This window comes from Pseudomonas guineae, assembly GCF_900113745.1.
GTDB lineage: Bacteria > Pseudomonadota > Gammaproteobacteria > Pseudomonadales > Pseudomonadaceae > Aquipseudomonas > Aquipseudomonas guineae.
The window spans coordinates 1,525,872-1,550,192 of the sequence record NZ_FOQL01000001.1 but is presented as its reverse complement, the minus strand read 5'-3'; the positions used below and the strand labels follow the sequence as shown (position 1 = coordinate 1,550,192).

Annotated in this window: 21 protein-coding genes; 1 reads left to right on the top strand and 20 read right to left on the bottom strand. The window is 60.0% G+C overall.

Annotated elements, in window-relative coordinates:
- The 20 genes from tssK to BMZ32_RS06920 form a co-directional block, all read right to left on the bottom strand.
- Positions 1–1,332 carry a type VI secretion system baseplate subunit TssK gene (gene tssK, locus BMZ32_RS07015; RefSeq protein WP_090240817.1) on the bottom strand — a complete coding sequence of 444 codons (1,332 nt, stop codon included), beginning with the start codon at positions 1,330–1,332 and terminating at the stop codon, positions 1–3.
- A gap of 3 nt (positions 1,333–1,335) precedes the next feature.
- On the bottom strand, positions 1,336–1,818 hold the full coding sequence (gene tssJ / locus BMZ32_RS07010) for a type VI secretion system lipoprotein TssJ (RefSeq protein ID WP_090240815.1): 483 nt from the start codon (positions 1,816–1,818) through the stop codon (positions 1,336–1,338).
- 5 nt (positions 1,819–1,823) lie between these two features.
- Positions 1,824–3,020, bottom strand: coding sequence for a type VI secretion system-associated FHA domain protein TagH (gene tagH, locus BMZ32_RS07005; protein ID WP_090240813.1), 1,197 nt, complete (start codon positions 3,018–3,020; stop codon positions 1,824–1,826).
- A gap of 19 nt (positions 3,021–3,039) precedes the next feature.
- The gene (locus BMZ32_RS07000; protein WP_090241585.1) at positions 3,040–3,174 is read right to left on the bottom strand and encodes a type VI secretion protein; all 135 of its coding nucleotides are present in this window, start codon (positions 3,172–3,174) and stop codon (positions 3,040–3,042) included.
- Positions 3,175–3,227: 53 nt separating this feature from the next.
- Positions 3,228–4,589 (bottom strand): T6SS phospholipase effector Tle1-like catalytic domain-containing protein, encoded by a 1,362-nt coding sequence (locus tag BMZ32_RS06995; RefSeq protein WP_090240811.1) that lies wholly within the window; start codon positions 4,587–4,589, stop codon positions 3,228–3,230.
- Positions 4,586–5,215, bottom strand: coding sequence for a DUF2931 family protein (locus tag BMZ32_RS06990; protein ID WP_090240809.1), 630 nt, complete (start codon positions 5,213–5,215; stop codon positions 4,586–4,588). Before BMZ32_RS06990 ends, BMZ32_RS06995 begins: the two co-directional genes overlap by 4 nt.
- Positions 5,216–5,220: 5 nt before the next feature.
- Positions 5,221–6,078, bottom strand: coding sequence for a DUF4123 domain-containing protein (locus BMZ32_RS06985; protein WP_090240807.1), 858 nt, complete (start codon positions 6,076–6,078; stop codon positions 5,221–5,223).
- On the bottom strand, positions 6,075–8,180 hold the full coding sequence (locus BMZ32_RS06980) for a type VI secretion system Vgr family protein (RefSeq protein ID WP_090240805.1): 2,106 nt from the start codon (positions 8,178–8,180) through the stop codon (positions 6,075–6,077). The genes BMZ32_RS06985 and BMZ32_RS06980 overlap by 4 nt, the downstream gene beginning before the upstream one ends.
- A 17-nt stretch (positions 8,181–8,197) precedes the next feature.
- On the bottom strand, positions 8,198–9,709 hold the full coding sequence (locus BMZ32_RS06975) for a sigma-54 interaction domain-containing protein (protein ID WP_090241583.1): 1,512 nt from the start codon (positions 9,707–9,709) through the stop codon (positions 8,198–8,200).
- Between the two features lie 10 nt (positions 9,710–9,719).
- Complete coding sequence (tssH, locus tag BMZ32_RS06970) at positions 9,720–12,323, bottom strand: type VI secretion system ATPase TssH (protein ID WP_090240803.1); 2,604 nt, start codon at positions 12,321–12,323, stop codon at positions 9,720–9,722.
- Positions 12,324–12,336: 13 nt separating this feature from the next.
- Positions 12,337–13,374 carry a type VI secretion system baseplate subunit TssG gene (gene tssG / locus BMZ32_RS06965; RefSeq protein ID WP_090240801.1) on the bottom strand — a complete coding sequence of 346 codons (1,038 nt, stop codon included), beginning with the start codon at positions 13,372–13,374 and terminating at the stop codon, positions 12,337–12,339.
- A gap of 91 nt (positions 13,375–13,465) precedes the next feature.
- Positions 13,466–15,256: a type VI secretion system baseplate subunit TssF gene (gene tssF / locus BMZ32_RS06960; protein WP_090240799.1), complete on the bottom strand. Its 1,791-nt coding sequence runs from the start codon at positions 15,254–15,256 to the stop codon at positions 13,466–13,468.
- A gap of 29 nt (positions 15,257–15,285) precedes the next feature.
- Positions 15,286–15,561 (bottom strand): PAAR domain-containing protein, encoded by a 276-nt coding sequence (locus BMZ32_RS06955; protein WP_090240797.1) that lies wholly within the window; start codon positions 15,559–15,561, stop codon positions 15,286–15,288.
- Between the two features lie 9 nt (positions 15,562–15,570).
- A complete protein-coding gene (gene tssE, locus BMZ32_RS06950; protein WP_090240795.1) occupies positions 15,571–15,975 on the bottom strand; it encodes a type VI secretion system baseplate subunit TssE in 405 nt (134 codons plus the stop codon).
- A 6-nt stretch (positions 15,976–15,981) separates the two neighbouring features.
- Positions 15,982–17,457: a type VI secretion system contractile sheath large subunit gene (gene tssC, locus BMZ32_RS06945; RefSeq protein WP_090240793.1), complete on the bottom strand. Its 1,476-nt coding sequence runs from the start codon at positions 17,455–17,457 to the stop codon at positions 15,982–15,984.
- A 24-nt stretch (positions 17,458–17,481) separates the two neighbouring features.
- The gene (tssB, locus tag BMZ32_RS06940; RefSeq protein ID WP_090240791.1) at positions 17,482–17,988 is read right to left on the bottom strand and encodes a type VI secretion system contractile sheath small subunit; all 507 of its coding nucleotides are present in this window, start codon (positions 17,986–17,988) and stop codon (positions 17,482–17,484) included.
- 33 nt (positions 17,989–18,021) lie between these two features.
- Positions 18,022–19,584, bottom strand: coding sequence for a type VI secretion system protein TssA (gene tssA / locus BMZ32_RS06935; protein ID WP_090240789.1), 1,563 nt, complete (start codon positions 19,582–19,584; stop codon positions 18,022–18,024).
- A gap of 468 nt (positions 19,585–20,052) precedes the next feature.
- Positions 20,053–20,958: a D-hexose-6-phosphate mutarotase gene (locus BMZ32_RS06930; RefSeq protein ID WP_090240786.1), complete on the bottom strand. Its 906-nt coding sequence runs from the start codon at positions 20,956–20,958 to the stop codon at positions 20,053–20,055.
- A gap of 100 nt (positions 20,959–21,058) precedes the next feature.
- Complete coding sequence (locus BMZ32_RS06925) at positions 21,059–22,435, bottom strand: TRAP transporter large permease (protein ID WP_090240785.1); 1,377 nt, start codon at positions 22,433–22,435, stop codon at positions 21,059–21,061.
- The gene (locus tag BMZ32_RS06920; protein WP_090240783.1) at positions 22,428–22,973 is read right to left on the bottom strand and encodes a TRAP transporter small permease subunit; all 546 of its coding nucleotides are present in this window, start codon (positions 22,971–22,973) and stop codon (positions 22,428–22,430) included. The genes BMZ32_RS06925 and BMZ32_RS06920 overlap by 8 nt, the downstream gene beginning before the upstream one ends.
- A 196-nt stretch (positions 22,974–23,169) precedes the next feature.
- Between BMZ32_RS06920 and BMZ32_RS06915 the strand changes: the two genes are divergently transcribed.
- Positions 23,170–24,270, top strand: coding sequence for a TRAP transporter substrate-binding protein (locus tag BMZ32_RS06915; protein WP_090240781.1), 1,101 nt, complete (start codon positions 23,170–23,172; stop codon positions 24,268–24,270).
- The last annotated feature ends 51 nt before the right edge of the window (positions 24,271–24,321 follow it).

Below are 24,321 nucleotides of genomic sequence, written 5' to 3'. Positions count from 1 at the left end.
TCAGTTCCTGATCGCCCAGAATTTCATCTCAAGCCCGGAAAATTCGCCGGACACGTGGAAAGCGAAGCCGCCGGAGCGTTCCAACTGCGCCAGGTCTTCGGAGCCCAGTTCCAGGGCGAAATAGGTTTTGCCCGAATGGAACGGGATCTGCCGTGGCGCCACGGGCATCGGTTTGACCTTGATCCCCGGCAGGTGCAGGTTGACCAGCTGGCGAATCTGCTCCACTGGACCGACCTTGAGGTGCGCCGGCAGGCGGTTGCGCAGCTCTTCCGAATCGCACTGGGCACTGGCCGCGAGGACGAAGGTGGAGGTGGCGAGCAACTTGTGGTCGTGCAACGGCGACACCTGAATGCCGTACTGACGCTGTTGCAGGAGCATTTCGATGGCGTGCTGCTCCAGCACCATCGACAGCACCTGGCGAATCGCGTCCATCAGCTTACGGAAGCTGGTGCCTTGGTCGCTGTGCAGGTAACGGCCTTCCAAGCGCGGGCGCTTGATCTCGCTGGAGAAGGTCGCCAGCTCACCGAGCAGGCCGAGCAGTTCGCGGTAGATCTGCTCCGGGTGTACCTGTTCGATGCCCAGGTAATGACGCAGCACCGGCTCGAAGCGGTTGATCAGCTGCAGCATCATAAAGTCGCCGACTTCGGCACCGCCGACCTTGCCGGTGGCGCGAATCCGCTCGGCGAGGATGTCGCCCCGGTGCGCCAGCATGCTGATCACTTCTTTCAGGCAGCTGAGCAGGTAGCCGGAAGCCTGGAAGTTGACGTAGGTGGGAATGAACTCTGGGTCAATGCTGATCACCCCGTCCGGGGTGGTGTCGAGCACGTCGCACAGTTGCAGTTTGACGTAGGCCTGGTCGCTCTGGTGTTCACCCAGCAGCAGGCGGAAGTCCGGGCGGCCGCAGCTGACCTGGCTCGATGCGCTGTCGCCGGCGTTGGAATCGGCCACTTCTTCATCGAATGCGGTAAAGCGTGCCAGTACGTCCTGCTGTTCCGGGCGACGGCTTTCGATATGGTTGCCGGTGACCAATGGCAGGGCCAGGTACACCGGGGTGTTGCCGGTATTCGGCGGCACGTCGAGGGCCAGCGGCTCGCGCTCGGCACCGATATCGAACAGGGTGCCGTCGGGCAGGATGCCGCTGGCCTTGCTCACCACCAGTTTGCCCATGTTGAGGAACTGGCGGTCGATCTCCAGCTCGAAAAAGCCCCAGGCGTAGCTGTCGAGCTTCTGCGTGCGGGTTTTCAGTTGGTAATCGTAGTAACGGTCATTCTGCTGGAAGTGCTGCGGGCGCAGCAGCATGCCTTCCTGCCAGACCACTTTATGCATGGCCATGGCTTAGTCCTCGTCCTTGTCGGCTTTATCCGGGGCTTGAATACCTTTGGCATCCAAGGTGATGACGCTGTAGTTGTGCTCCTGCTCGTTGAGCGAAATCACTGTGCGCCAGTTGCTTTCCGGCAGGTCGCGGTAGGCGGCCAATACACCGACATAGCGGCTGCCCGGCTGTACCGAGAGCTTCAGCTTGCGCTGCTCGCCAGGGCGCAGCTCCAACTCTTCGAGCACCACCATGTCCGGGGACAGGGCCTCTTTTGGGCGTTGATACAGTGAAAAGAAATCCGCGGTTTCAAAGGATACCGGGTGCTTCAGTTCGACCAGGCGCAGCACGATCGGCGAAGGGCGACCATTGAGGTCGGGGTTCAGCTCATCGCTGCCGTTGAGGGTCAGGTCGAGCTTGGTCATGTCCGAATAGGGCGACAGTGCCGCACAACCGGTCAGGCTGAGTAGGGCGGCCAACAGGGCCAGGGGAAGCAAGCGGTGCATGGTGATCATCCTTGAACATCGGTGTTGAGGGTGGCGATCAGGCGGACCTGTTCTTCATAGGTGTGGGCGAAGTCACGGGCGAACAGGCGGTCACTCCAATCGTCGTTCTGTTCCAGCGCACTGTGCAGGCGACGGTAGGCGCGCCAGCGACTGCCAGCGGTGGCGATCAGCGGCTTACGGCCTTCGCGCTCGAAGCGCAGGCTCAGCTGCTCCGGCGACAGTTGCTCAAACATGCCCTTGACCGCCGCGCGGCTAGCGGCCAGCAGTGCCACTTGATGCGCCTGCAAATCACGGAAACTGCGACTGATGGTCTGCTCGGCACTGAGTTGCCCAGCCTTGCCGCCGCGCAACAAGGTGGTTAATGCCTCGCTGCTGTCGGTGCTGTGTTTCAGTGGGTTATTGCCGGCGCTTTGCACCGTGGTCAGGGCCAGGCGCAGTTCGTTTTTCAGCTCGCTGCGGGTGCGCAGACTCTGCTGCAGGCTGCCGACGCTCTGCTTGAGCAGCTTGGCGGCATTCAGGGCCAGCGCTTCGCGGGCGTCATCGTCGAGGTCGTCCAGCTTCACGCCGAGCGCTTCGCTGAATTTCTCCCAGAAGGTAGGCGGCAGGCGCACCGGTGCTGGCGCGGGCTTGGGTTGGGTGATTACCGGCGGTGCAATCAGCTCCGGTACCAGCAAGTTCTCTTCATCGATCTGCGCGTAGTCGCGTTGCTGGGCATGCACGTTGTGCGGCTGCAACACGGCCGTCAGGTCATCGACCTGAGCGTACACACGCTCCTGCTGATCGAGCGCGGTCATCGGGTCAAGATCAAGAAAGGCGTCATCCGGGATGATGCTGCCAGCAGGCTGCGAGCGGCCGATATCGCCGGCGAACAGCGCGGGGTCCTGAATCAGCCGCGCGCGCAGCTCAAAGTCACCGAAGCAATACACGCTGCCGTGCTCGATACGCTGGGCCTCGCCCTTGCGCAGGCTGGCGCCGCTGTCTTTCAGCTGAATACCGTTGCTGCTGGTATCGGTCAGGAAGAAGGAGCCATTGCGATAGCTCACCTCGGCATGCCGGCTGGACAAGACACGCTTGCGATCCGGAATCACCCAGTCGCATTCCTCCGCCCGACCAATAATGCCGCCGGCCTGTTTGAAGGTTTTGGTGGTCAATAGACCTGGCACGAACTGCTGTGCACTGACCACATCGAAGACCAGTTCCATGGTGTTTTACTCCTTGCGGTCAGTTGCCGCGGGTTTGAGCTTGCGGGTCGCCCAGGGGGCGGTATTCGTCGTCGCTGAATTTGTAATTGCCGGTGCAGGCGGAGAGGCATAGGGCCAGGGCGAGCAGGGCTGTGGGGAGGTAATGCTGAAACATTAAAGAGGCTCCTTGCGGTTCGAAGATGAGCTGGTCGGATGGTAGGCGCAGCATCAGCTGGCCCTCTCCGGCGGGTTGGGGAAGATGCGCCGCATGCCGGACTTTTCCGGGGTGTGCGGCAGCTGCTCGACACCCAGCGGGTAGCGGAAGGCCGAGGTGTGGATATAGGGGGGATCGAGCGCCTCGATCGCCGCCAAGGCACGGGCATGCCCCGTCGGGTCGAAGGACTGCTCGGCATAGGGCTTGAGGTCGTCGGGGATGCGGTGCAGTTCGTCGTCCGGCAGTTCGAGGAACGGAACTTGACGCGACAGCGCCTCCCGGTGCATGCGGTGCAGGCCCAGGTGCGCCAGCTGCGGGCGTGTATGGCGCTCTTCTACCAGGTAGACGGTGTTGCCGCGCACCTCGCACGTCCAGCCATTGGCGTTAGCCTTGGCGCGGGCGTGGGCGATGGCCGCATGCTTTTGCGCCCGCTCCTTGGACTCGAAGCCCCTGAGGCTGTAGCGCTCGCGAACCACGCGCTCGATATTCGCTGGATCCCGGGCGGGGTCAGCATAGCCGCCGCCGATATCCGAATGCACGCCCACGCCCGTTAGCTCGACGAAATGCGCGGGTGCCGAAGGGCCATTCTTCACCGAGGTCAGCGGGAATTTCTCGCGTACCTCCTGACCGGCGACCAGGTGGTAGACGTACTGGGCAGACCCGGCCTTCAGGTTGAGATTGAAGTTGCCCTCATCGTCGTTGCCCGGCCAGTAGAAAGACCCAACGCTGTCGTACAGGCCGACAAAGCGCACCCGGGTTTTTACCCTGCTGGATGGGTATATATCCACCATGCGCCGCGTCGGTCCTTTGCCGCTACCTTGGTGTTGGCTATATGGCTTGCGGGCCATCAATAGATTTGGGTTGAGCTTGACGTCCCATAGCGAAACGGTTTCTTTCTTGCCGTTAAAATCAGGCAGGCCATGACTGATCATATTGACGAAATGCCGAGCCAGAGCGGCGCCTCGACTAAAGCCGAAAACATCAAATACGATCTCACCAACGTTTGAAGGAAGTTTTTTTAGTATTCGGTTGTTCAGCTCCGCACGAGCTTCATGCAGGCGTGCCTCACCACCCGTTGCACCTATCCCAAAGCCTAGCCCTAGCAAACTGTCGCTGTCCTGCTCGGAGGTTCCAATTCCTTGAACGTAAATCATGAATTTGGTTTCGTTATTCTGCCTATATCGCTCAGACAGTTTTGCAATGTTAGTTGGTGTTCGGGTCGAGCTTTTTTTGTCGTTCTCTTTGTTGTTGCCGGTCCCGTCGAAGAAAACACCAATCACTATCTGGGGCACTTCGCAGCAAAGTGTTCCATCATCTTGGCCTGCATTTACTTTCTTGCTTTTTTCTAGGGCACTGTTTAATGAGATTGAGATCATGGATTGATTCCTTCAATAGGTTCAATGTCTCCTTCTCGTATTAGCTGTTTCGTGATTGGTAGGTAAATACTAGGGTTGCCGTCAGTTTTGACCCCATGCCCGGAAGCGATTTGCATTATTTTGGTGTTGTTTCCGCACTCGTATGTGTAGGTGCAAGAGCTGTCTATCGATACTTTTATTTTTCCATCTGGAGTGAAGCCAAATATTATTGCCGGCTCAGAGGTGTTTTCGCCAAAAGCGGTTGCGAATTCAGAAATCACCTTGTGCAGGTTGTGCGGAAACTCAATGGTGGCTTGATAAAACTTCTGCTCTTTATATGAAAACCAGCGAGCATAAGCATTCCGTGGAACTATTTGCTTTCCTGTTAAGACATGAATTTTCCCACCTGATGGTAGGCTGTTGGGGTCGTTCGGATTTTTCCAGCCCCCGCCCAGTACTCCTCCGCCTGAGCTATGTAGTTGGCGATCGCCGCTAGTTAGTATTACTTCCTCAACGTCCACATATGCGCTTGACCCAAAAACTAAATTGTACTCGGCCATTTTTTGGTTGTTGCTGGGCGAATTACCGGCGCAACTAGTAATTGAAGATATTAAAAATAGTGCGGCCAATATTCTAATTAAATGCATACTTTCTATCCTTCGGTTGTCAGCAGTTCGCTTAACGCGATATCTGGATTTGATTGCTTACGCTCTAATGACGTTTGTACCAGTGGGTCCTGCCAAAATTGCTCACCCTGCTCAAGCGCCAGCACCGCCAAAAACAATCGGTCCTGGCGGTCGCTGATGCCGTGTTGCTGCAGGCGCTGATTCAGTTGCTTTGCCCACTGGTATTGGTCCTGCGCTGTGCACTGCGCCAAGGGCTCGGGGTAGTGCTTATGCAGCTGACCGAGTAGGCGAGGGATGGCGCTGGCGCGGGCCAGTGCCTGTTGCATGTCGGCGTCTATGGCGATTTCGGCGGGCGCCAAGGGCAGCGTCGCGGCGTCGCGGGCGGGGCCTTGCAGGTGGCAGTCGCGCGCCTCCAGCGGCAGCCAGGCGGCCCAGGCTTCGCCGGCGCGGATGGCCTGGGCGCGCCAGTAGGCGCAGGCCGGGTCTTGCAGGCCGCTTAACACCTGGGGGTCGTAGTAGCGCATCAGCGCCAGCTCGCCATCGGCCAGGCGCGCGTCGAGCAGGTGGCGCAAGTGCTGGGCAAGTTCTGCCAAAGGCGCCGGGCTGGCGATCAGGATACCCAGCGGGCGCTGCTCCAGCTGGGCCAGTAACTCGTGCCATAGCCGCGGCTCATCATCCAGTTGCAGCAACCAGGGGCCTTGTTCGCGGAGCTCGGCGCGTGGGGTGTGCAGGAACAGGCTCTCCGCTTTGGGGTCGGGGTGCGCGGTCCAGATATGTTGCAGCAGCTTGGCATTCTGGGCGCCGTCGAGCAGGGCGTAGACCGCCTGCTGTTGGTCCGCCGCGCGTTGCTGCCAGTCGTTCAGCCAGTCCTGAAACAGCTTCATGGCGCACTACCTGCCATGGTCTGGGCGCGTTTTTCCGCACATTCCTTGCAGAAGGGCACGGCCTGCTCTGCGGCGGTGATCAGGCGCAACGGCGTCAGGCTGCTGAGCTTCGGCGCGGGCGGAATGCTGTTGAGCAAGGCTTGCTGGGTCAGCTCGCCAGCTTTGTCTTGATCCGCCGCATTGGGGATAACCGGCGGCTTGATCTTGATGCCCGTTCCCTTGCCCGGCGCGCCGCCGGAGTTCAGCTTGATGGTTGCGCCGCTGAGGATGACGCCGCTGGGGTCGAGTTTGAGGAAGCTGCCGCCGCCGCTGGCGGTGAGTTCCATGCCAGCGTCGATCACCACTTTGCTGCCGGCGTAGTAGTGGATTTCGTTGCCGGCTTCGACGAACTGGCCGGTGCCGACTTTTACATGCTGTTTTTGCCCGACGGTTAGATGGTCGTTACTGCGGGTTTCCACTTTGCGGTCGGCGTGGGTGGTGCGGTGTTCTTCGGCCTGGAATTCGCTGTAGCTGTTGGCTTCGACCGTATCGTGGCGTTGGTTGCCGATGCGGATTTTCTGGTCGTGCTCGATGTTCTCATCCCAGTCGCGCTGAGCGTGGAGATAGATCTGCTCGGCCCCTTTTTTGTCTTCGATGCGCAGCTCGTTATAACCGCCACCGCCGGGGCTGCTCAGAGTTTTGAACAGGCTGCGGGTTTTGTTCGCGGGCAGGTCGTAGGGCACCACGTGTTCGGCGTGGTACAGGCAGCCGGTGACCAGCGGCTGGTCGGGGTCGCCTTCGAGGAAGGTCACCAGTACTTCCATACCAATGCGCGGAATGGCGATCGCGCCATAGCGGTCGCCGGCCCAGCTGGAGCTGACGCGCAGCCAGCAACTGGTGGTGTCGTTGGCTTGGCCTTCGCGGTCCCAGTGGAATTGCACTTTGACGCGGCCGTACTGATCGCAGTGAATCTCTTCACCTTGCGGACCGGTAACCACGGCGGTTTGGCTGCCCAGCACTTTGGGCTTCGGATGCTCCAATGCAGGACGATGCAGCACGTCCCAGGGTGTGGCGCTGAAGTGGTTGCGGTAACCCTGCTGGAAGCCGTCTTTGTTGTGGGTATCGCTGGTAACGGACTCTTCCAGCACCTGCGGCTGTTTGCCTTCATGGCTGATTTCCGTCAGCAGCCACAGCTGGTTCCAGTCGCTACGCGGGTGCTCGCTGAGGTTGAGGAAGTGGCCGCTGAGCAGCAGCGGTTGGTCGCTTTCACCCTGGGCCAGTTCGTAATCGCTGCGATGACGTTCGAGGTTGCGTTTGGCCAGGTGCTTGCCGCGCTCACGCTTAACAAAACGGCCGGGGTAATCGTAGTCTTCCAGGTCGGGGCTGAATTCGCTGGTGAAGGCGGCTTCCATCAACAGCTTGGGTTTTTCGAAATCGTAGTCGCGACGGGTTACCCGGCTGGTGCGGGTTTCCAGGCGTAAGGCGAAGCGTTTGACCACCGGCTCATCGGCGACTAGGCCACTGTCCTGCTGATAAGCAGTGGTAGGCAGTTTGGGGAACACGGTTTGGTCGTCACCGAAGACCAGCACATGGCCATGCTCGCTGTGCTGAAAGTGGTAGTGAATGCCTTCTTCCTCGCACAGTCGCTGGATAAAGTGCAGGTCGGATTCGTCGTACTGCACGCAGTATTCACGCTCGGGGTAGACGGTTTGGCCGAATTCGAACTGATAGGCGTTGCTCTGGATGCCGTGCTCGTCGAGCACCTGACTGATGATTTTTTCGACCGTAAGGTGCTGAAAGATGCGTTGGTTGGTGCGATGCGCCAAGTACGCCAGTTGCGGGCGCAGGGTGACGTGATAGCGGGTCAGGCGCTGCCCAGAGTCGCCTTGCGCCACACGGTAGATCAGGCCATGGATACCGCTGCCGCCAGGGGCAAAGGCGAGAAACGCAGGCTGGTGCAGCAGGCTTTCCAGGTCGAGGTCGGGGCGTTCGCTGATCAGCTCTAGCTCGAATACAAACGGCTGGCTGATGGCCTCGCGGCCCTTGAATTCAAGCACCTGCAGATCGTGCGCGAGGCCCTCGATGCTCAGGCTGAAATGGGTCTGGTTGGCGGCGTTGAACATGCTCTTCTCCTTAAGCCTTACACATCAGCTGGGCTGATACTCAGCCGCTGCATGCGGTACAGCAGGGTGCGGCGTGGCAGGCCCAGTTCGCAGGCGGCGCTGGTTTGGTTGCCACGGTTTTTGCGCAGGCAGTCGAGCAGCAGGCTGCGTTCGACGCGCTCCATGCGTTCGCGCAGGTTCATGCCACTGTCGTCCGGGCTGCTGTCCTGACGCAGGTTGAAGTACTCGGGCAGTAATTCGCCGCCTTCGCAGAGCAGCACTGCACGTTCGACCATGCCTTTGAGCTCACGCACGTTGCCGGGGAAGGCGTAGCTGGCCAGTTGGTCCAGCGTGCGGTCAGCCCAGCGGCACGGGTTGCGTTGCAGAAAGGCGCTGGCCTTGTCGGCAAAGTGCCGGGCGAGGGTTAGGATGTCCTGCTCGCGTTCGCGCAAGGCCGGCAGTTCGATAGGGAACTGCGCTAAGCGGTAGAACAGGTCTTCGCGAAAGCGACCTTCTTCGACCAGGCTGCGCAGGTTGTGGTGAGTGGCCGAGACGATGCGCACATCAACCTTGTGCATGCTGGTCGAGCCCAGCGGGCGCACTTCGCCTTCCTGCAATACGCGCAGCAGTTTGGCTTGCAAGCTGAGCGGCATGTCGCCGATTTCATCGAGGAACAACGTGCCGCCATCGGCTGCATCAAACAGACCCTGATGGTCGCGATCGGCGCCGCTGAAGGCGCCTTTGCGGTAGCCGAACAGTTCACTTTCCAGCAGGTTTTCCGGCAGTGAGGCGCAGTTCTGCACCACGAACGGTTGGCTGCGGCGAAAGCCACAATCGTGAATGGCGCGGGCGACCAATTCTTTGCCGGTGCCGGTTTCGCCCGCCAGCAATACGCTGACCGGGTTGTGCAGTACTTTGCTGATCAGTTGGTAGACGCTGCGCATCGCCGGGCTGTCGCCGATCAACCCGTAACCGCTGGCGCAAGGCGTGCTGACCGGTGTTGGGATGTACGGCGCATCCGCTGTGTGCAGGCGTTGTAGCAGGTGCAATTGGGCAATGGCAAAGCTGCCCAGATGCCCCAGCGAGCCGGCGAAGCCTTGCAGCTCACGGACACGTTGGCTGGCGATCAGCAGCAGGCCGTTGACCTGTTTCTGTTCGTCGAGCAACGGCTGGCACAGCAAGCTGCGCCACGCGTGTGGGGCCTCGGGCAGGAAGCCGGTCTGGTGCAGGCTGCTGTCCAGCTCATTAAGGCTGAGCGTCTGGTTCTGGCACAGGCAGTATTGCAGCAGCTGCTCGCCGTCATAGTCGCTGGGCAGGCTGGACTCGGCGCGCGGTTGCAGCACGCCGTCCTGCCATTCGGCGGACAGGGTCAGGCGGGTGTGGGTGGCGTCGAGCAGGTACAGCTGGCTCAGTTCGCAACCCGACAACTGCGCGGCGCTTTCTACCAGGCCGCCGAGCAATGCATCGCCCGTGGCCGCACGGGCCAGCAGGGCGAAATGCTGCAGCAGCGTTTCGGCGTAATGCAGCGGCTGCGGCACTTGGCTGAACATCAGCGGCACGTTAAGCGAACTCACAGACCACCGATCCTTCACCGTCCAGGGTGGCGTGCACACGTTGCAGCTTTTCACCGTTGGCCATGGCATCCAGCAAACGATCGACCACCAGCGGTTGCAGGTGTTGGTCGATCAGGTGGTCGATCAGGCGTGCGCCGCTGTCGCTGTGGCTGCAGCGCTCGGCCAGATTCTCCAGCAGGGCAGGGGCGTAGCTGAACTGCAATTGGCGACGTTGCAGGCGCTCACCGAAGCGCACCAGCTTGAGGCCGACCAGTTCGTTGAGCACTTCGCCATTAATCGGGTAGTACGGCACCACGCGCATACGGCCGAGCAGCGCCGGCTTGAAGTGCTGACTCAGGGTCGGGCGGATCGCGTTTTCCAAATCTTCAGCAGCGGGCCGCTGGCCGTCCTGACAGAGGCTGGCGATGCGCTCGCTGGCGAGGTTGCTGGTCATCAGAATCAGCGTGTTGCGGAAGTTGATCTCGCGCCCTTCACCGTCGTTCGCCACGCCCTTGTCGAAGATCTGATAGAACACGTTCATCACATCCGGATCGGCTTTTTCCACCTCGTCGAGCAGCACCACGGAGTAGGGCTTCTGTCGTACCGCTTCGGTGAGCATGCCGCCTTCGCCATAGCCGACGTAACCGGGTGGCGCGCCGATCAGCCGGGAGACGGTGTGCTTCTCCTGGAACTCGGACATGTTGATGGTGGTGAGGAAGCGCTCGCCGCCGTAGAGCAGGTCAGCCAGGGCCAGTGCGGTTTCGGTTTTACCGACGCCGCTGGGACCGACTAGCAGAAATACGCCCACCGGCGCATCGGCGCGATTAAGGCCGGCCGCAGTGGCGCGCATCGAGCGGTCCAGCGCGACGATGGCTTGTTCCTGGCCACGAACGCGCTGGCGCAGGTCGCTGGCAAAGCTCAGCACCTTGCTGCTGTGCTCGCGCGCCAGTTGGCTCAGCGGTACGCCAGTCCAGTGGCTGATCACTTCGGCGACCAAGCGCGGGCACACTTCGAAGCTGACCAGGCGCTCTTGGGCCTGGGCAGTCGCCAGTTCGGCTTGAATTTCGCGCAGCTCCGCTTCCAGTTGAGCCAAGTCGTATTCTGGTTCAGCGTCGGCTTGTTCTTCGCTGGTGGCCTGACGTGCCATCGCGCACTGTTTGCGTAACTCCAGCAAACGTTCGGCCAGTTCGCGCTGCACCGACCAGCGGGTTTCGATTTGCTCCAGCTCGGCGCGGGCCTCACTGAGGCGCTGTTGCAGCTGGGCGAGGGCTTCGCTGTCGATCTGTAGACCGACTTCCATATCGCGGCCCATAGCTTCACCTTGGCGTTCGCCTTCGGCGATTTCACCGCGCAAACGCTCCAGCGCTTCTGGTGCGGCGGCCAGGCTGATGCGTACGCGAGCACAGGCGGTGTCGAGCACATCCACGGCTTTATCCGGCAGCTGACGGCCTGCCAAGTAGCGGGCGGACAGCTCAGCCGCCGCGACCACTGCGTCGTCGCGCAGGTAAATACCGTGGCTCTTCTCGTACACCGGCGCCAGGCCACGCAGGATGGTCACGGCTTCTTCGACTGTGGGTTCGTGCAACTGCACCGGCTGAAAGCGCCGGGCCAGGGCTGGATCTTTCTCGAAGTACTTTTTGTACTCGCTCCAGGTGGTGGCGGCGATGGTGCGCAGTTCGCCACGGGCCAAGGCGGGCTTGAGCAGGTTGGCCGCATCGCCGCTGCCGGCTTGGCCACCGGCACCGATCAGGGTGTGGGCTTCGTCAATAAACAGGATGATCGGTTTAGGCGAGGCTTTGACTTCATCGATCACGCCTTGCAGACGGCGTTCGAACTCGCCTTTGACGCTAGCACCGGCTTGCAGCAGGCCGAGGTCTAGACACAGCAGCTCGACACCTTTGAGTGCGTCCGGCACTTCGCCGGCAGCAATGCGCAAGGCCAGGCCTTCGACGATGGCGGTTTTACCGACACCGGCCTCGCCGACCACGATCGGGTTGCTTTTACGCCGACGGGCGAGGATGTCGATCATCTGGCGAATCGCCGCATCGCGGCACAGCACTGGGTCGAGCTTGCCGTCGCGCGCTTGCTGGGTGAAGTTGTGGGTGAAGCGCTTGAGGTTCGATTCCCCGCTGTTGGGCGCTTTGCCTGCGGTTTGCTCGGGCTGCTGGGCCATGGCGAATTCGCGCAGGCGTTCGGCATTCAGCTTGGCTAACAGCGGTTGGTAGTGGCTGCCGGCGTAGCGCATCGGGTTGCGCAGCAGGGCGAGGATCAGTGCGGCTTGATCGACTTGGCTCTGACCCAGCTCAAGGCTGGCCACCAGCAGAGCATCCTGCAGCCATTGCACCAGTTCGGTAGCGAATACCGGGTTGCGCGATTCGCTGTGTTCGCCGCGCGGTTGCAGCGCGCGGGCCAATTCACCGGCATCTACTTCGGCATCCTGCAGGGCGCGGCTGAGCAGGCTTTCCGGGCGCTCCAGCAGGCCCAGCAGCAGGTCTTCGACCAGAATTTTGCTGCCGCCACGGACGACACAGCGTTCGGCGGCGCATTCGAGGTCATATTTAGTGGCGGCGTCGAGGGCCTGAACCAGTTGCTGCAAGTCGACGTTAATCATTATCTCTCTGTCCTTAGTGAGCTTTACTGCCGAGGGTGACCACGCCGTCGGCGTTGTCACGCCCCAGCCAGGTGGTCCAGCCCAGCAGGCAGGGGTTGTCCGCGCCGAGGCGCAATTCGCGTACTTCGTCCTGGCGCAGTTCCAGGCGGATGTCGTAATCCAGCGGGTCGCGCAGGGTGAAACGCACCAGTGCGCAGAGCGGTTGGTAGCCGCTGCCGATGGGCAGAAATTCGTGGAAACGGTCCCAGTTGAGCTGGCGTACATGGATGCGGAACTTGCCGCCGCGGTCGCGCACAAACTCGCCGAGCACCAGGCTTTCGCCTAGTTGGCTGTTGGCCAAACCGAGGCGATTACGTTGCTCGCCGAGAATCTCCACCTGGCGCTCCAGGCACTGCTCGATATGCAGGTCGGCGTGCTTGAAGTAGTAGCGCAGCACCGACTCGATCAATGCCGCCGAGTGGGCGCGCAGGCTAAGCAGACCGAGGTAGGGCAGCAGGCGTTTCCAGTTCAGCTCGGAGGCGCTGCGAATGGTTTCGCCGCCGAGGCCGATCAGAGCAAACAGGTGCGCCGAAAAGGGGTCGGCTGCACCACTCTGAAAACGTGTGTGGTAGCGGTATTTCTGCCAGGTGGGCAGCAGCAGGCGTTGCAGGCGGTTGTTGAACAGGTCGAGGAAATCCCGCGTGGGGTTGCCGTCTTCACTGTCGCCCAATGCTTGTTCACCGTAGAAGGCTGGCAGGGGCGAGCCGGCACCAAATAGGCTGACCAAGTTGATGCGCATGCGTGCGCGCAGTTCGCCGTGTTCTTCAAAAAACTGCACGCGGTCGATATCACTGCCGGGGAAGCCCATGCTTGGGTTGGCTTGCAGTTCCAGGCGCTGATACAGCGCTTCTTCATCCAGCTCCGGATGGGCGGCTTGCAAGCGCTCCAGCACCAGCTGCACGCCCTGGAACAGGCTGTACTCGCGGATGCCTCGGCTCAACCGGGTGATGACCGGTCCAAAGTCGGCTGTGCGTCGCTCAGGCGGCGTGACAGTGGGGCTCAGAATGCTCATTTACACCTCGTAAAGTCGGGTGCGACTCCAATGGCTTCGAAGCCCAGCAGTGCTTTGCTTGGTGCGAGCGGGCATGTCTGTGTCCAAGGCTTCATAGCAGGGGTTGTAACCCCATGCGCGGCGTCCATTGGTACACCTCTCCCTTTGTGCTCTGTACGCGTAGCTCGTGGTACGAATTCAAGCTGGCATACAGGGCGAAAAACTCATTGAGCACCGAGGCAAAGAGAAACAGGTCACCTTCGCCGACATAGCCCTCGGGGTTGATCGTCAGTTGTGTGCGTACACCACGTACTGGCAGGCCACGGTGCAGGCGGTCGACGTGCTGGTGGCTGATGCTTTTCATCCCGTCGAGTAGGCGCTTGCTTACCTTCTCCGCGTGCTGGTCGTAATAGCGCGGCAGGTCGTAGGTTTCGAGAATCACCTTGAGCGCCTCGACGTTGGCCAGCGACAGGTAGTTCAGCGACATATTGCTGATCAGCTTCCAGAGAAAGTCGCGGTGCAGCGGCGGTGCGTAGCTCGGGGTGACCGCGCTGATATTGCGGAAGGTTAGAAATTCCGGGGTGTCTTCGCTGGGCATGCAGATATCGCCGAGGCCCAGCTGACGCGGCAGATTTTGATTGGTGCAGGTCAGCTCAATCGACAAGGTTTCATGCTGATCGAGGTTACGCAGACCGAAGCTCAGGTAGGTTTCCAGGCCGTCACCGAGCAACGAGGGTTGCTGACGCACGCTGTAATGCGGGCGCGCCAGGGGCACATCAAAGCTGGCGTCGTGTTCGAAGGATTCGAACGGCACGTACTCCTCGTAACCCTTGCCGCCGGGCTTCCAGCCGGTTACCCGGTCCACCGAGAACACGCCACAGTGCTGCGAGTCGAGCTCGGAAGGTAAGAGCAGGTATTGATCCTGCTTGCCGTCCAAGCGAATCGGAATGGCGTCATGGGCGAACAAGTTGACCACTGGCGTGCAGTACAGGCGCACGTTATCCAGCGTTGGGCGAATGCGCTGTACGCCGGCTTTATGGATATCGAAACGCAGCTCTAGGCCGCGTGCCTGCTTGAGCACGTCTTCGGGCAGGCGCTTGAGTGCATCTAGGCCGATGATGTCGGTGAACAGGAATTTTTCCTGGAAGGCGAAATATTCCTGCAGGTAGCGATAACCGCGGAAGGTGTTGAGCGGGTAAGGGATCAGCGCTTCATCTTCGGCAAAACCGACAGGCTGCACATTGCTGGCGGGCAGGTACAGGCCATCCAAGGGGCGGCCGAGGTTGTCTTGCAGCGGCTTGCCTGCAGCATCGAGCAACACCAACTGTATGCCGCCCAAATGGCGCAACAGGCTGAGGTACAGCAGCTGGCTGATATAGCGCTCGCCCGACAAGTGCAGGCGCAATTGCTTGAGGTTGAGCTCGCCGAGATGGCCGTCAGCGGTCATGCCCAAGCGCAGGCTGAGCAGTGCGCCATCACCTTTTACCGAGTAGTCCAGGCCATTGAGCGCCAGTGGCAACACTTCGGTGGTGAAGGCGGTGCTGAAGCGACAGGTCACACCCTGGATCGGCTTGGACTCCACCGGCGTATTGCGTGGTACTGACAGGGCCGGGCCGGGGCGTTTGAGTGGGTCGAACTGCAACATGCTGAAGGCCGGCAGCGGGCGCATATAGTTGGGCCACAGCAGGTGCATCAGCGAGTGGGTCAGCTCCGGTAGCTCGTCATCGAGCTTCTGCCGCAAACGCCCAGTGAGAAAGGCAAAACCTTCCAGCAAGCGCTCGACATCCGGGTCGCGCCCGCTCTGCCCAAGAAACGGCGCCAACGCAGGGCTGCGCTCGGCAAAGCGCTTACCGAGTTGGCGCAGGGCGGTGAGTTCGCTCTGGTAGTAGTGGTTAAAAGACATTCAGCTACTCGTCCTTGTGCTGTAAGGGTTCAACCGCCAATCAGCACGGTGCCGGAACCGGCAATAACCGGATTACCGTGATTGCCCACGGTGCCGACTACGGTGGCCGGCTTGCCGTTGATCAACACATTGGGGATGACCGCGCTGGCCAGTGCGCTACCGCAGCCGGTGGGGTCGCCCATGCGCGCAGCGGGCAGGCTATCGAACAGTACGTCGGGGGAGCCGGCGACAATCGGATTGGTGCCGTGGCCGGGAATTGGGCAGGCAGTGGGGTCGCTGACGCGGGCTGCGGGTTTACCGGACATGGGCTCTCCTTAATTGACCTTGACCTGTCCGCTGCCGTCCAGGCGCGCGGAGAAACTGACTTGGCGTTTAAAGCCGTCTACTTCCAGCTGGCCTTCGATGGCAAACGCCAGGCTCAGTGGGTTGTTGTCGCGGGGCAGGGAAATAACCCGCACTTCGCTTAAACGCGGTTCGTACGCTTCGATAAAGCGTTCGATAGCGATACGCGCTTGCTGCAGCGAATCGTGCAGCGACAGGCGCATATCGTTGAGATCGGGCAACCCGTAGTCCGGCAGCGTTTGCACACTACCGGCTCGGGTGCTGAGCATTTTCGCCAGATGAGTCGCCACGGAGGCCATTGCGGCGACCTCGCGGCTCCAGCCAGCGCGCTGGCTGGCTTCACCGCCGAGGCGCTCGAATAGGCTTCCGTAGCTCACTGGGTGTTACTCCTTGTCCAGCTTGCCAACCAAGGACAGGGTGAAATCGGCACCCATGTACTTGAAGTGCGGACGCACGTTGAGGCTGACGCGGTACCAGCCTGGCTCACCATCAACATCACTGACGATCACTTGCGCGGCGCGCAGCGGACGACGGCTACGGACTTCGGAGCTTGGGTTTTCCTGGTCAGCAACAAACTGACGGATCCACTTGTTGAGTTCCAGTTCGAGGTCAGTGCGCTCTTTCCACGCGCCGATCTGCTCGCGCTGCAGCACTTTCAGGTAGTGGGCCAGGCGGTTGATGATGAACATGTACGGCAGTTGGGTGCCGAGTTTGTAGTTCAGCTCAGCGGTTTTGCCTTCTTCACTGATGCCGAAGAACTTCGGCTTCTGCGTCGAGTTGGCGGAGAAGAACGCGGCGTTGTCGCTGCCTTTGCGCATGGTCAGGGCGATAAAGCCTTCTTCGGCCAGTTCGTATTCACGACGGTCGGAGACCAGTACTTCGGTCGGGATCTTGGTTTCGATCTCGCCCATGCTTTCGAAGTGGTGCAGCGGCAGGTCTTCTACTGCGCCGCCGCTCTGTGGGCCGATGATGTTCGGGCACCAGCGGAACTTGGCGAAGCTGTCGGTCAGTTTGGAGGCGAAGGTGTAGGCGGTGTTGCCCCACAGGTAATGCTCGTGGCTGTTGGCGACGTTCTCTTTGTAGACGAAGGTCTTCACCGGGTTGTCTTCCGGGTCGTACGGGTTGCGCAGCAGGAAGCGCGGTACGGTCAGGCCAACATAGCGGGCATCTTCTTGCTCGCGGAAGCTCTGCCATTTGGCGAACTGCGGGCCTTCGAAGTGATCCTTCAGGTCTTTCAGGTCCGGCAGGCCGGTGTAGCTTTCCAGGCCGAAGAACTTCGGACCGGCAGCGGCGATAAACGGCGCGTGGGACATGCTGGCGACACTGGCAACGTATTGCAGGGTCTTGACGTCCGGCGCGCTCGGGTCGAAGAAGTAGTTGGCGATCAGAGCAGCGACCGGCTGGCCACCGAACTGGCCGTACTCAGCGGTGTAGATGTGCTTGTACAGGCCGGACTGCATGATTTCCGGGCTGTCTTCGAAGTCATCGAGCAGATCTTGCTTGGAGGCGTTGATGATCTCCAGCTTGATGTTTTCGCGGAAATTGGTGCGATCCACCAACAACTTCAGACCGCGCCAGGAGGACTCCAGGGCCTGAAACTCGGCGTTGTGGAGGATTTCGTCCATCTGCCGGCTGAGCTTGGCGTCGATCTCCGCGATCATGCGGTCGACCATGGCCTTTTTCACCGGCTCATTTTCGTTCTGCGGCTTCAGCAACTCTTCGATAAAGGCCGACACGCCACGCTTGGCGATGTCATAGGCTTCGTCGTCCGGAGTCAGTTTGGTCTCGGCAATGATGCGGTCGAGGATGCCGAGGTCGGCGGCGCTGCGACCGCTTTCTACTGCTGCACTAGTGCTCATGAATTAGCTTCCTTGTTAATTGAATCAGGAGTCCAGCTTGCCTTGGGCAGCCAGGCCGAGTTCGCCGAGTACGCGCTCACGCGAGTCGTCGTCAGCCAGCACGCTTTCGATCGCCTTGCGGAAGGCTGGAGCGTTGCCCAGTGGGCCTTTCAGGGCTACCAGGGCGTCGCGCAGTTCCATCAGCTTTTTCAGCTCTGGGACTTGGTCGACTAGGTTGGCCGGGTTGAAGTCCTTCATCGAGTTGATGCGCAGTTGCACAGCCAGGTCGTCGCCTTCGGCGTCATCCTGCAGACGATTCGGCACGCCGAATGTCAGGTTGAGCTCCTGCTTGGCCAGCACTTCATCGAAGCTGTTTTTATCGATGCTGATCGGCTTGCGGTCTTCGATCTTGCGATCGTCGGCGCGCTGGGAGAAGTCACCCAGAACCATCAGTTTCAGCGGCAGTTCGATCTCTTCCTGAGCACCGCCGGTGGCAGGCTTGAAAGTGACATTGATGCGTTCCTTGGGGGCTACCGAGCCTTCTTTGGCCATGGTCTTTCTCCGTTACGGTTATGGCCCGAGGGCCTAGTCCAGTACCACTTCAAGATCGAGGTGGCACAACCTGCGGTAGATCTCTTCCTTGCTTTCACGCACCGCGTGGTTTTGCGGCAGCAGCTCACAGCAGCTGTGCAGCATGCGCAGTACGTCCAGGGCGAGATCGGGTTCCCAGTCGCCCAGGCCGGTGGCCTGTAGCGTCTGGTCGAGTGATTCGAGTTGGGTTTTGGCGAGATCGTATTTCTTGGCGCTGAAACACAGGCGCGCCAAGGTCAGTTGCCAGAAAAAACGCTCGCGGCCACCCCGTGCTGCGGCCAGGCCGAGTTTGAGTTGCTGTACGGCGGATTTGAGGCCGTCCTTGCGCAACTTGGGTAGGGTTTCCTGTAGGGCAAGGTCCCAAGCCGGCTGGCTGCCACTGTCGTTGGCGGCGGGAGTGCTTTCGCTGACCGGCGCATGCACATGGGGCAGTACGTGGGAGCTGATCCAAGCGCGAGTCTGCCCGTCGGCAAAGGCGCTGCCGTCGTGGAAACGCAGTTCTTCCAGGCCACTCATGCGCTGCATAAACAGCGCAAGTTGGATTTCTACTTCACGCATCGCCTGTTCGGCATCCAGCTCATGCAGGCATTGCCAGACCAGATGCTGACCGTCGAGCCAGAAGGGCGCGCGAGCGATGCTGGCTTCCAGGTCGACCAGCAGGTCAGCGTACTGACCGTTCTGGTAGCGCTCTTGGTAGCTGGCCAGTTTGTCCGCGGGCAAGCCGCGCAGCGCAGTGATCTGCTCGGCATTACGCTCGGGCAGGCTGTCGATGGGCAACCACAGTAGGGTGCGCGCCAGGCGCAGGGCGCGTAGATCGCTGGCTTTCTGTTTCAGCCAGTAGGCACAGAGTGGTCGTGCCTGGTCTTGCAAGCTGCGCAGGCTTTTGTGCGCCTCCTTTTCACTTTCCACCGGGGCGCCAGGGGTCAGCATCTGGCTGGCGGCCTGCTTGACCTGGGCAATCGCGGCGCCCACAGAGCCGGGTTCGGGCTGACCCTGGCTGGCACGTTTTACCAGCTCATCCAGGCGCCGGCACAGCGGCAACAGCAGCGGTGCATCTTCACCCAGGTGCTCGGCTAAACAGGTTTCCAAGGCACGTAACTGCTCGGCGAGGCTGCGGAACAGCGCCAGTTGTTCACCAATCGGTACGTGTTCAGCCAGCGCCTGTTCCAGGCGAGGGATCAGCCAACTGATGGCGGCGGCACGGGTGCGCGCTTTGCGTGGGTGCAACTCGGCCCAGTGATTGAGGCACAGGTAGTGCAGCAGGCTGAAACCGGCCTGCAGGCCGGGGAAGGATTCGCGCTGATAAAGCCCCCAGATCAGCCAGGCGGCGACGCGCAAATCCTTGGAATGGGCGCTGAGCAGTATCTCGCTGTTTTCGCGGACTTTTTGCCAATCAATGGCGGCCGTTTCATGCAGCGCCGTGGCTTTGCCCAGTTCATTCTCAAGGACTTCATATTCCGTTGAGTAACGGACATCAGTGCCGGCAAAGTTACCCTCGTTAATAGGGTTTTTGGCCAGCTCTAAATAATGAGCAGTGAGCTTGTTTGAATAGGTCATCCATGACTCGATTATTGATGCGCGTAACTTTTAAGAAGTCATTACGACGTCTTTAATATCGCCTGCTTACGCTGGCGGTGCGCAACTTGTTGCGCACTTATATGTGCAACAAGTTGCGCATGTCCTTGTGAGGTGGGCATCCTAGACCTATGGCGACTGTCGGACAACCGTAAAAAGTGTGAAATATGTATCAGTGGGCGATATTCAGTGATTAGTTAGTGGAACCATAGTTCCTAAAAAATATGCGGGGCGCATCACAATAAGGTGAGTTAGAAAAGTTATGTAGGGATATAGCTATCTATATGTAAGTAATGGCTTGCTGGCAAAGTAGTGGCGCGTCACAGAAGTTATGCCTTTGCGATAACTTAGTGTGATGCAGCGCAGGGTTTTCTGGGTTGGAATGTGACGCGGGGCGTGCAGCCGAGCGTGAGGCGGCTCGGCGAGGTAGGGCGACAAACCGTCTGTCGGTTAATCGTTCAAAGGTTCAGACCAGAGGCTCAATGCGAGCTGATGGTGCTCGCCCGCCGCCAGTGTGCGGATGTCGTCGAGCACGTTGGCGTGTTCGATACACAGCATGCCGGGCCAGGCACCCGGTGCGAACTGTGAGAGGCGCTGGGCTTTGTCGGTCCAGGGGTTCCACAACACGGCCGAGTTCGAGCCACTGCTGTGTAGCTGGATGCGCCGCTGCCAGGCAGGGTCGAGGATGCTTAGCTGCGCCGGGGTGTCGAGGTAGATGCGGTCGGTTTCGCCGCTGAACTGCAGCAGACCGTCTTGTTGGCGTTGCTGCCAGTCTTCCAAGGTTTCGATATAGCGGCAGCCGTGCAGGCCTTCGACGCTAACCTGGTGAATATCGCTGACGGCAAAATAGCTGTGCAGCGCCTGGCTGATCGGCAGTGGCGAACTGCCTAGGTTATGGCTGTGCAGGGCGATGTGCAGGCGCCCGTCCAGGCGAATGGACAGGCGCAGTTCGGCGGCGTGCGGCCAGTGAGGCAGTGGCTGGGTCGCGGTGTTGTAAGCGAACTCTAGGTGCACACCCGCATCGCCGCTTTCAATGCCCAGCAGTTGCCAGTCGAGATTGCGCACCAAACCGTGGGCAGGCGCCGCAGCCGGGTCATCGTGCAGGGCCTGTACGGCTTGTGGGTTGCGCTGCAGGCTACCGAACCAAGGCCAGCATACGGGCACACCGCCACGTACACCCTGGCCGCGTGCGTAAGCCGCTTGTTCGCTGAGCCAGATCAATGGCGGCTGATCATCCTCTCGGTAGCTAAGAATCTGCGCGCCTTGCTGGCTGATCAAAAGCTCGCCGGTGCCATAGCGCACTCGCCAGCAGGTCAGTTCATCGCGCTCAATACGTTCTACATGGGACTTGGCCATTGGCATGTTCACCGTAGCGTTAAAAAGCTATTGGAGCGCACCTTAGCCGGAGAATGCAAAACGCCCGTCAGTGACGGGCGTTGTGTGCTTTGCGCAAGGTCTACTTGCCGTAGACCTGTTCCGGCAACCAGGTGATCAGCCCAGGGAATTGGTAGGCAATTACCAGCAGAAAGATCTGGATCAGGATAAACGGCAGCACACCCTTATAGATGGTGCTGGTGGGTACCGAGGCCGGGGTGACGCCGCGCAGGTAAAACAGCGCGAAGCCGAATGGCGGGGTGAGGAAGGACGTCTGCAGGTTCAGCGCAATCATCACGCCTAGCCATACCGGGTCCAGGCCCATGGCCAGCAATACCGGACCGACAATCGGCACCACGACGAAGGTGATCTCGATAAAGTCGAGGATAAAGCCGAGCAGGAAGATCACCACCATCACCAGGAAGAACGCGCCGAGCACGCCGCCGGGTAATTGGGCGAATACATCTTCGATCATCGCCTCGCCGCCGAAGCCGCGGAACACCAGGGAAAACAGCGACGCACCAATCAGGATCATAAAGACCATGGCGCTGATTTCCGTGGTGCCAGATGCCACTTCACGCAGTTGGCCGAAGTTCAGCTTGCCCTTGCAGAACGCCAGCACCATTGCGCCCAATGCGCCAAGCGCGGCGGCTTCGGTCGGGGTGGCATAACCGGCGAGGATCGAGCCGAGTACCGCGCCGATCAGCAGCAGTGGCGGTACCAGTGCGTTAATCAGCTTGCCCCACTCAATCGGCCCGAGTTCCTCCTGTGGCAAGGCGGGTAACTTCTTCGGCTGGAAGATCGCGACACCGATGATGTACGCGATATACAGCCCCACCAGCAGCAAGCCGGGCAGCAGTGCGCCGACAAACAGGTCGCCCACCGAGACGGTCTTCGGCGAGAAAATACCCATCTTCAGCTGGGCTTGTGAGTAGGCGCTGGACATTACGTCACCCAGCAATACCAGCACGATAGACGGCGGAATGATCTGCCCCAATGTGCCGGTAGCGGCCAGGGTGCCGGTGGCAATCGCCGGGTCATAACCGCGCCGAAGCATGGTTGGCAGCGCCAGCAGGCCCATGGTTACCACGGTGGCGCCGACAATGCCGGTGCTGGCGGCGAGCAGAGCGCCCACCACGCAGACGGAAATGGCCAGGCCGCCGCGCAAGGTGCCGAACAGCCGTGACATGGACTCCAGCAGGTCCTCGGCGACCCTAGACTTCTCCAGCATCACGCCCATAAACACGAATAGTGGCACTGCCAGCATGGTCTGGTTGTTCATGATGCCGAACAACCGGTTGGGTAGGGCGCTTAGATAACTGCCGTCAAAGGTGCCGGTGAGGATGCCAATGCCGGCAAACAACAGCGATACACCGCCTAGGGTGAAAGCTACTGGGTAGCCCGCCATCAGGGCTGTACAGATGCTGATAAACAGCAGGATCGCCATCAATTCAGCCATGCTTCACCTCCACCGCTGCCAGTCGGCCGCTGAGGATGTTGGCGAATTTGATCAAGTCGGAGATTCCTTGTAAGACCAGGCTGATCACCAGCACCAGGATGATGCTCTTCTGTAGGTAAACGAATTTTAGGCCGCCGGATTCGCTCGAGCCTTCCAGGGTCGACCAGGAGTTGCCAACATAATCCCAGCTGGCCCAGCCGAGAAACAGGCAGACCGGCAGGAGAAATAACAGCGTACCTAGGCTGTCGACTAGGGCTTTACGGCGCGGGCTGAATTTCTGGTAGAAAATGTCGACCCGCACATGGCCGTTGCGTTGCAACACCCAGGCGGCAGCGCCCATAAAGACCAGCGCGTGTGCGTACAGCACGGCTTCTTGCAGAGCGGTGGCGCCGATGCCAAAACCGTAACGCAACACCACCACGATGGCGGTGCCGAGCACCAGAAACAGGGTCAGCCAGGCGCAGACTTTACCTAAATTGGCATTGAATGAATCGATCAGATGAGCGAGGCCGAGCAGCAGGGGCGGTTTTTCGGACATCATAAGTCCTTATGGTTATGAGCTGTGTGAGCAAGCAGGCCGGCGATTTTAGGCAGGCCTGGGCATGTGCGGCAATGGCACTACAACTTTAGTCGTATCCGCTAGGCTTGAGAGGCGCTTAGCCCTATTTTAGTCAAGCATGGTGGGTCCGCAGCGATCCTGTGGTCAGACCACTACAACAATAAAGGAGCATTGCATGAAACGTCGTCAAATTCTCGCAGCAGCTGGCGTAGGCCTTGCAGCCACAGCCTTGGCTGGCTGCAAGCAAGAAGCTGAAACCGCTGGTAAGCCCCAGGCCGGTGCTGAAACTGAAACGTTTAACTGGAAAATGGTCACGTCTTGGCCGAAGAACTTCCCCGGTGTGGGTGTCGGTGCCGAGCGTTTTGCTACGCTGGTCAATGAAATGAGTAATGGCCGCTTGAAGGTCAAAGTGTATGCCGCGGGCGAGCTGGTGCCGGCGCTGGAAGTGTTCGATGCGGTGAGTCGTGGTACGGCCGAGATGGGGCATGGAGCGCCTTATTATTGGAAGGGCAAAGTGCCGGCTGCGCAGTTCTTCTGTGCCCTGCCATTTGGCCCTAATGCCCAGGAAATGAACGCCTGGCTGCACAAAGGTGGTGGCATGGAGTTGTGGGAGGAAACCTACAAACCCTTCGGTGTACTGCCGATGGCCTGTGGCGCGACTGGCGTGCAGACTGCAGGTTGGTTCAACAAGGAAATCAACAGTGTTGATGACTTCAATGGCCTGAAAATGCGCACCCCCGGCCTGGGCGGCGAAGTGCTGACCAAGATGGGCGGTACCGTGGTTAATATGCCGGCGGGAGAAATTTTCACTGCGCTGCAAACGGGTGCCATCGATGCCACCGAGTGGATCGGCCCATATAACGACCAGGCTCTGGGTCTGCATAAAGCCGCCAAGTATTACTACACCCCGGGCTGGCAAGAGCCGAACGTGACCTTCGAGTTAGATATCAACATCAAGGCCTGGGAAACCCTGCCGGCTGACCTGCAAGCGATCGTTCGCGCTGCCGCTCGTGATGTGAACGCCGACATGCTCGACGATTATAATGCCAAGAACATGGAAGCGCTGGAGCAGCTCAAAGCCGAAGGCGTAGATGTCCGTCGCCTGCCGGATGAAGTGCTGGCCAAGCTCAAGGGTGTGGCAGCCGAAGTGGTTGATGCCAGTGCAGCAGCTGACCCAGTGGCGAGCAAAGTGTGGGCCCAACAGAAGGCTTATCTGCAGCGCCTGTATGACTACGCCGAGTTGAACGAGAAGGATATTTACAACATTCGCGGCTAACGCCTGATACACAGTAAAACGCCGGCCTTGGGGCCGGCGTTTTGGTTTCGG

What these genes read in the sequence shown, in the direction of transcription:
- tssK (WP_090240817.1), bottom strand. Translation starts at nt 1,332, where the DNA reads ATGGCCATGCATAAAGTGGTCTGGCAGGAAGGCATGCTGCTGCGCCCG.
- tssJ (WP_090240815.1), bottom strand. Translation starts at nt 1,818, where the DNA reads ATGCACCGCTTGCTTCCCCTGGCCCTGTTGGCCGCCCTACTCAGCCTG.
- tagH (WP_090240813.1), bottom strand. Translation starts at nt 3,020, where the DNA reads ATGGAACTGGTCTTCGATGTGGTCAGTGCACAGCAGTTCGTGCCAGGT.
- BMZ32_RS07000 (WP_090241585.1), bottom strand. Translation starts at nt 3,174, where the DNA reads ATGTTTCAGCATTACCTCCCCACAGCCCTGCTCGCCCTGGCCCTATGC.
- BMZ32_RS06995 (WP_090240811.1), bottom strand. Translation starts at nt 4,589, where the DNA reads ATGATCTCAATCTCATTAAACAGTGCCCTAGAAAAAAGCAAGAAAGTA.
- BMZ32_RS06990 (WP_090240809.1), bottom strand. Translation starts at nt 5,215, where the DNA reads ATGCATTTAATTAGAATATTGGCCGCACTATTTTTAATATCTTCAATT.
- BMZ32_RS06985 (WP_090240807.1), bottom strand. Translation starts at nt 6,078, where the DNA reads ATGAAGCTGTTTCAGGACTGGCTGAACGACTGGCAGCAACGCGCGGCG.
- BMZ32_RS06980 (WP_090240805.1), bottom strand. Translation starts at nt 8,180, where the DNA reads ATGTTCAACGCCGCCAACCAGACCCATTTCAGCCTGAGCATCGAGGGC.
- BMZ32_RS06975 (WP_090241583.1), bottom strand. Translation starts at nt 9,709, where the DNA reads ATGTTCAGCCAAGTGCCGCAGCCGCTGCATTACGCCGAAACGCTGCTG.
- tssH (WP_090240803.1), bottom strand. Translation starts at nt 12,323, where the DNA reads ATGATTAACGTCGACTTGCAGCAACTGGTTCAGGCCCTCGACGCCGCC.
- tssG (WP_090240801.1), bottom strand. Translation starts at nt 13,374, where the DNA reads ATGAGCATTCTGAGCCCCACTGTCACGCCGCCTGAGCGACGCACAGCC.
- tssF (WP_090240799.1), bottom strand. Translation starts at nt 15,256, where the DNA reads ATGTCTTTTAACCACTACTACCAGAGCGAACTCACCGCCCTGCGCCAA.
- BMZ32_RS06955 (WP_090240797.1), bottom strand. Translation starts at nt 15,561, where the DNA reads ATGTCCGGTAAACCCGCAGCCCGCGTCAGCGACCCCACTGCCTGCCCA.
- tssC (WP_090240793.1), bottom strand. Translation starts at nt 17,457, where the DNA reads ATGAGCACTAGTGCAGCAGTAGAAAGCGGTCGCAGCGCCGCCGACCTC.
- tssB (WP_090240791.1), bottom strand. Translation starts at nt 17,988, where the DNA reads ATGGCCAAAGAAGGCTCGGTAGCCCCCAAGGAACGCATCAATGTCACT.
- tssA (WP_090240789.1), bottom strand. Translation starts at nt 19,584, where the DNA reads ATGACCTATTCAAACAAGCTCACTGCTCATTATTTAGAGCTGGCCAAA.
- BMZ32_RS06930 (WP_090240786.1), bottom strand. Translation starts at nt 20,958, where the DNA reads ATGGCCAAGTCCCATGTAGAACGTATTGAGCGCGATGAACTGACCTGC.
- BMZ32_RS06925 (WP_090240785.1), bottom strand. Translation starts at nt 22,435, where the DNA reads ATGGCTGAATTGATGGCGATCCTGCTGTTTATCAGCATCTGTACAGCC.
- BMZ32_RS06920 (WP_090240783.1), bottom strand. Translation starts at nt 22,973, where the DNA reads ATGTCCGAAAAACCGCCCCTGCTGCTCGGCCTCGCTCATCTGATCGAT.
- BMZ32_RS06915 (WP_090240781.1), top strand. Translation starts at nt 23,170, where the DNA reads ATGAAACGTCGTCAAATTCTCGCAGCAGCTGGCGTAGGCCTTGCAGCC.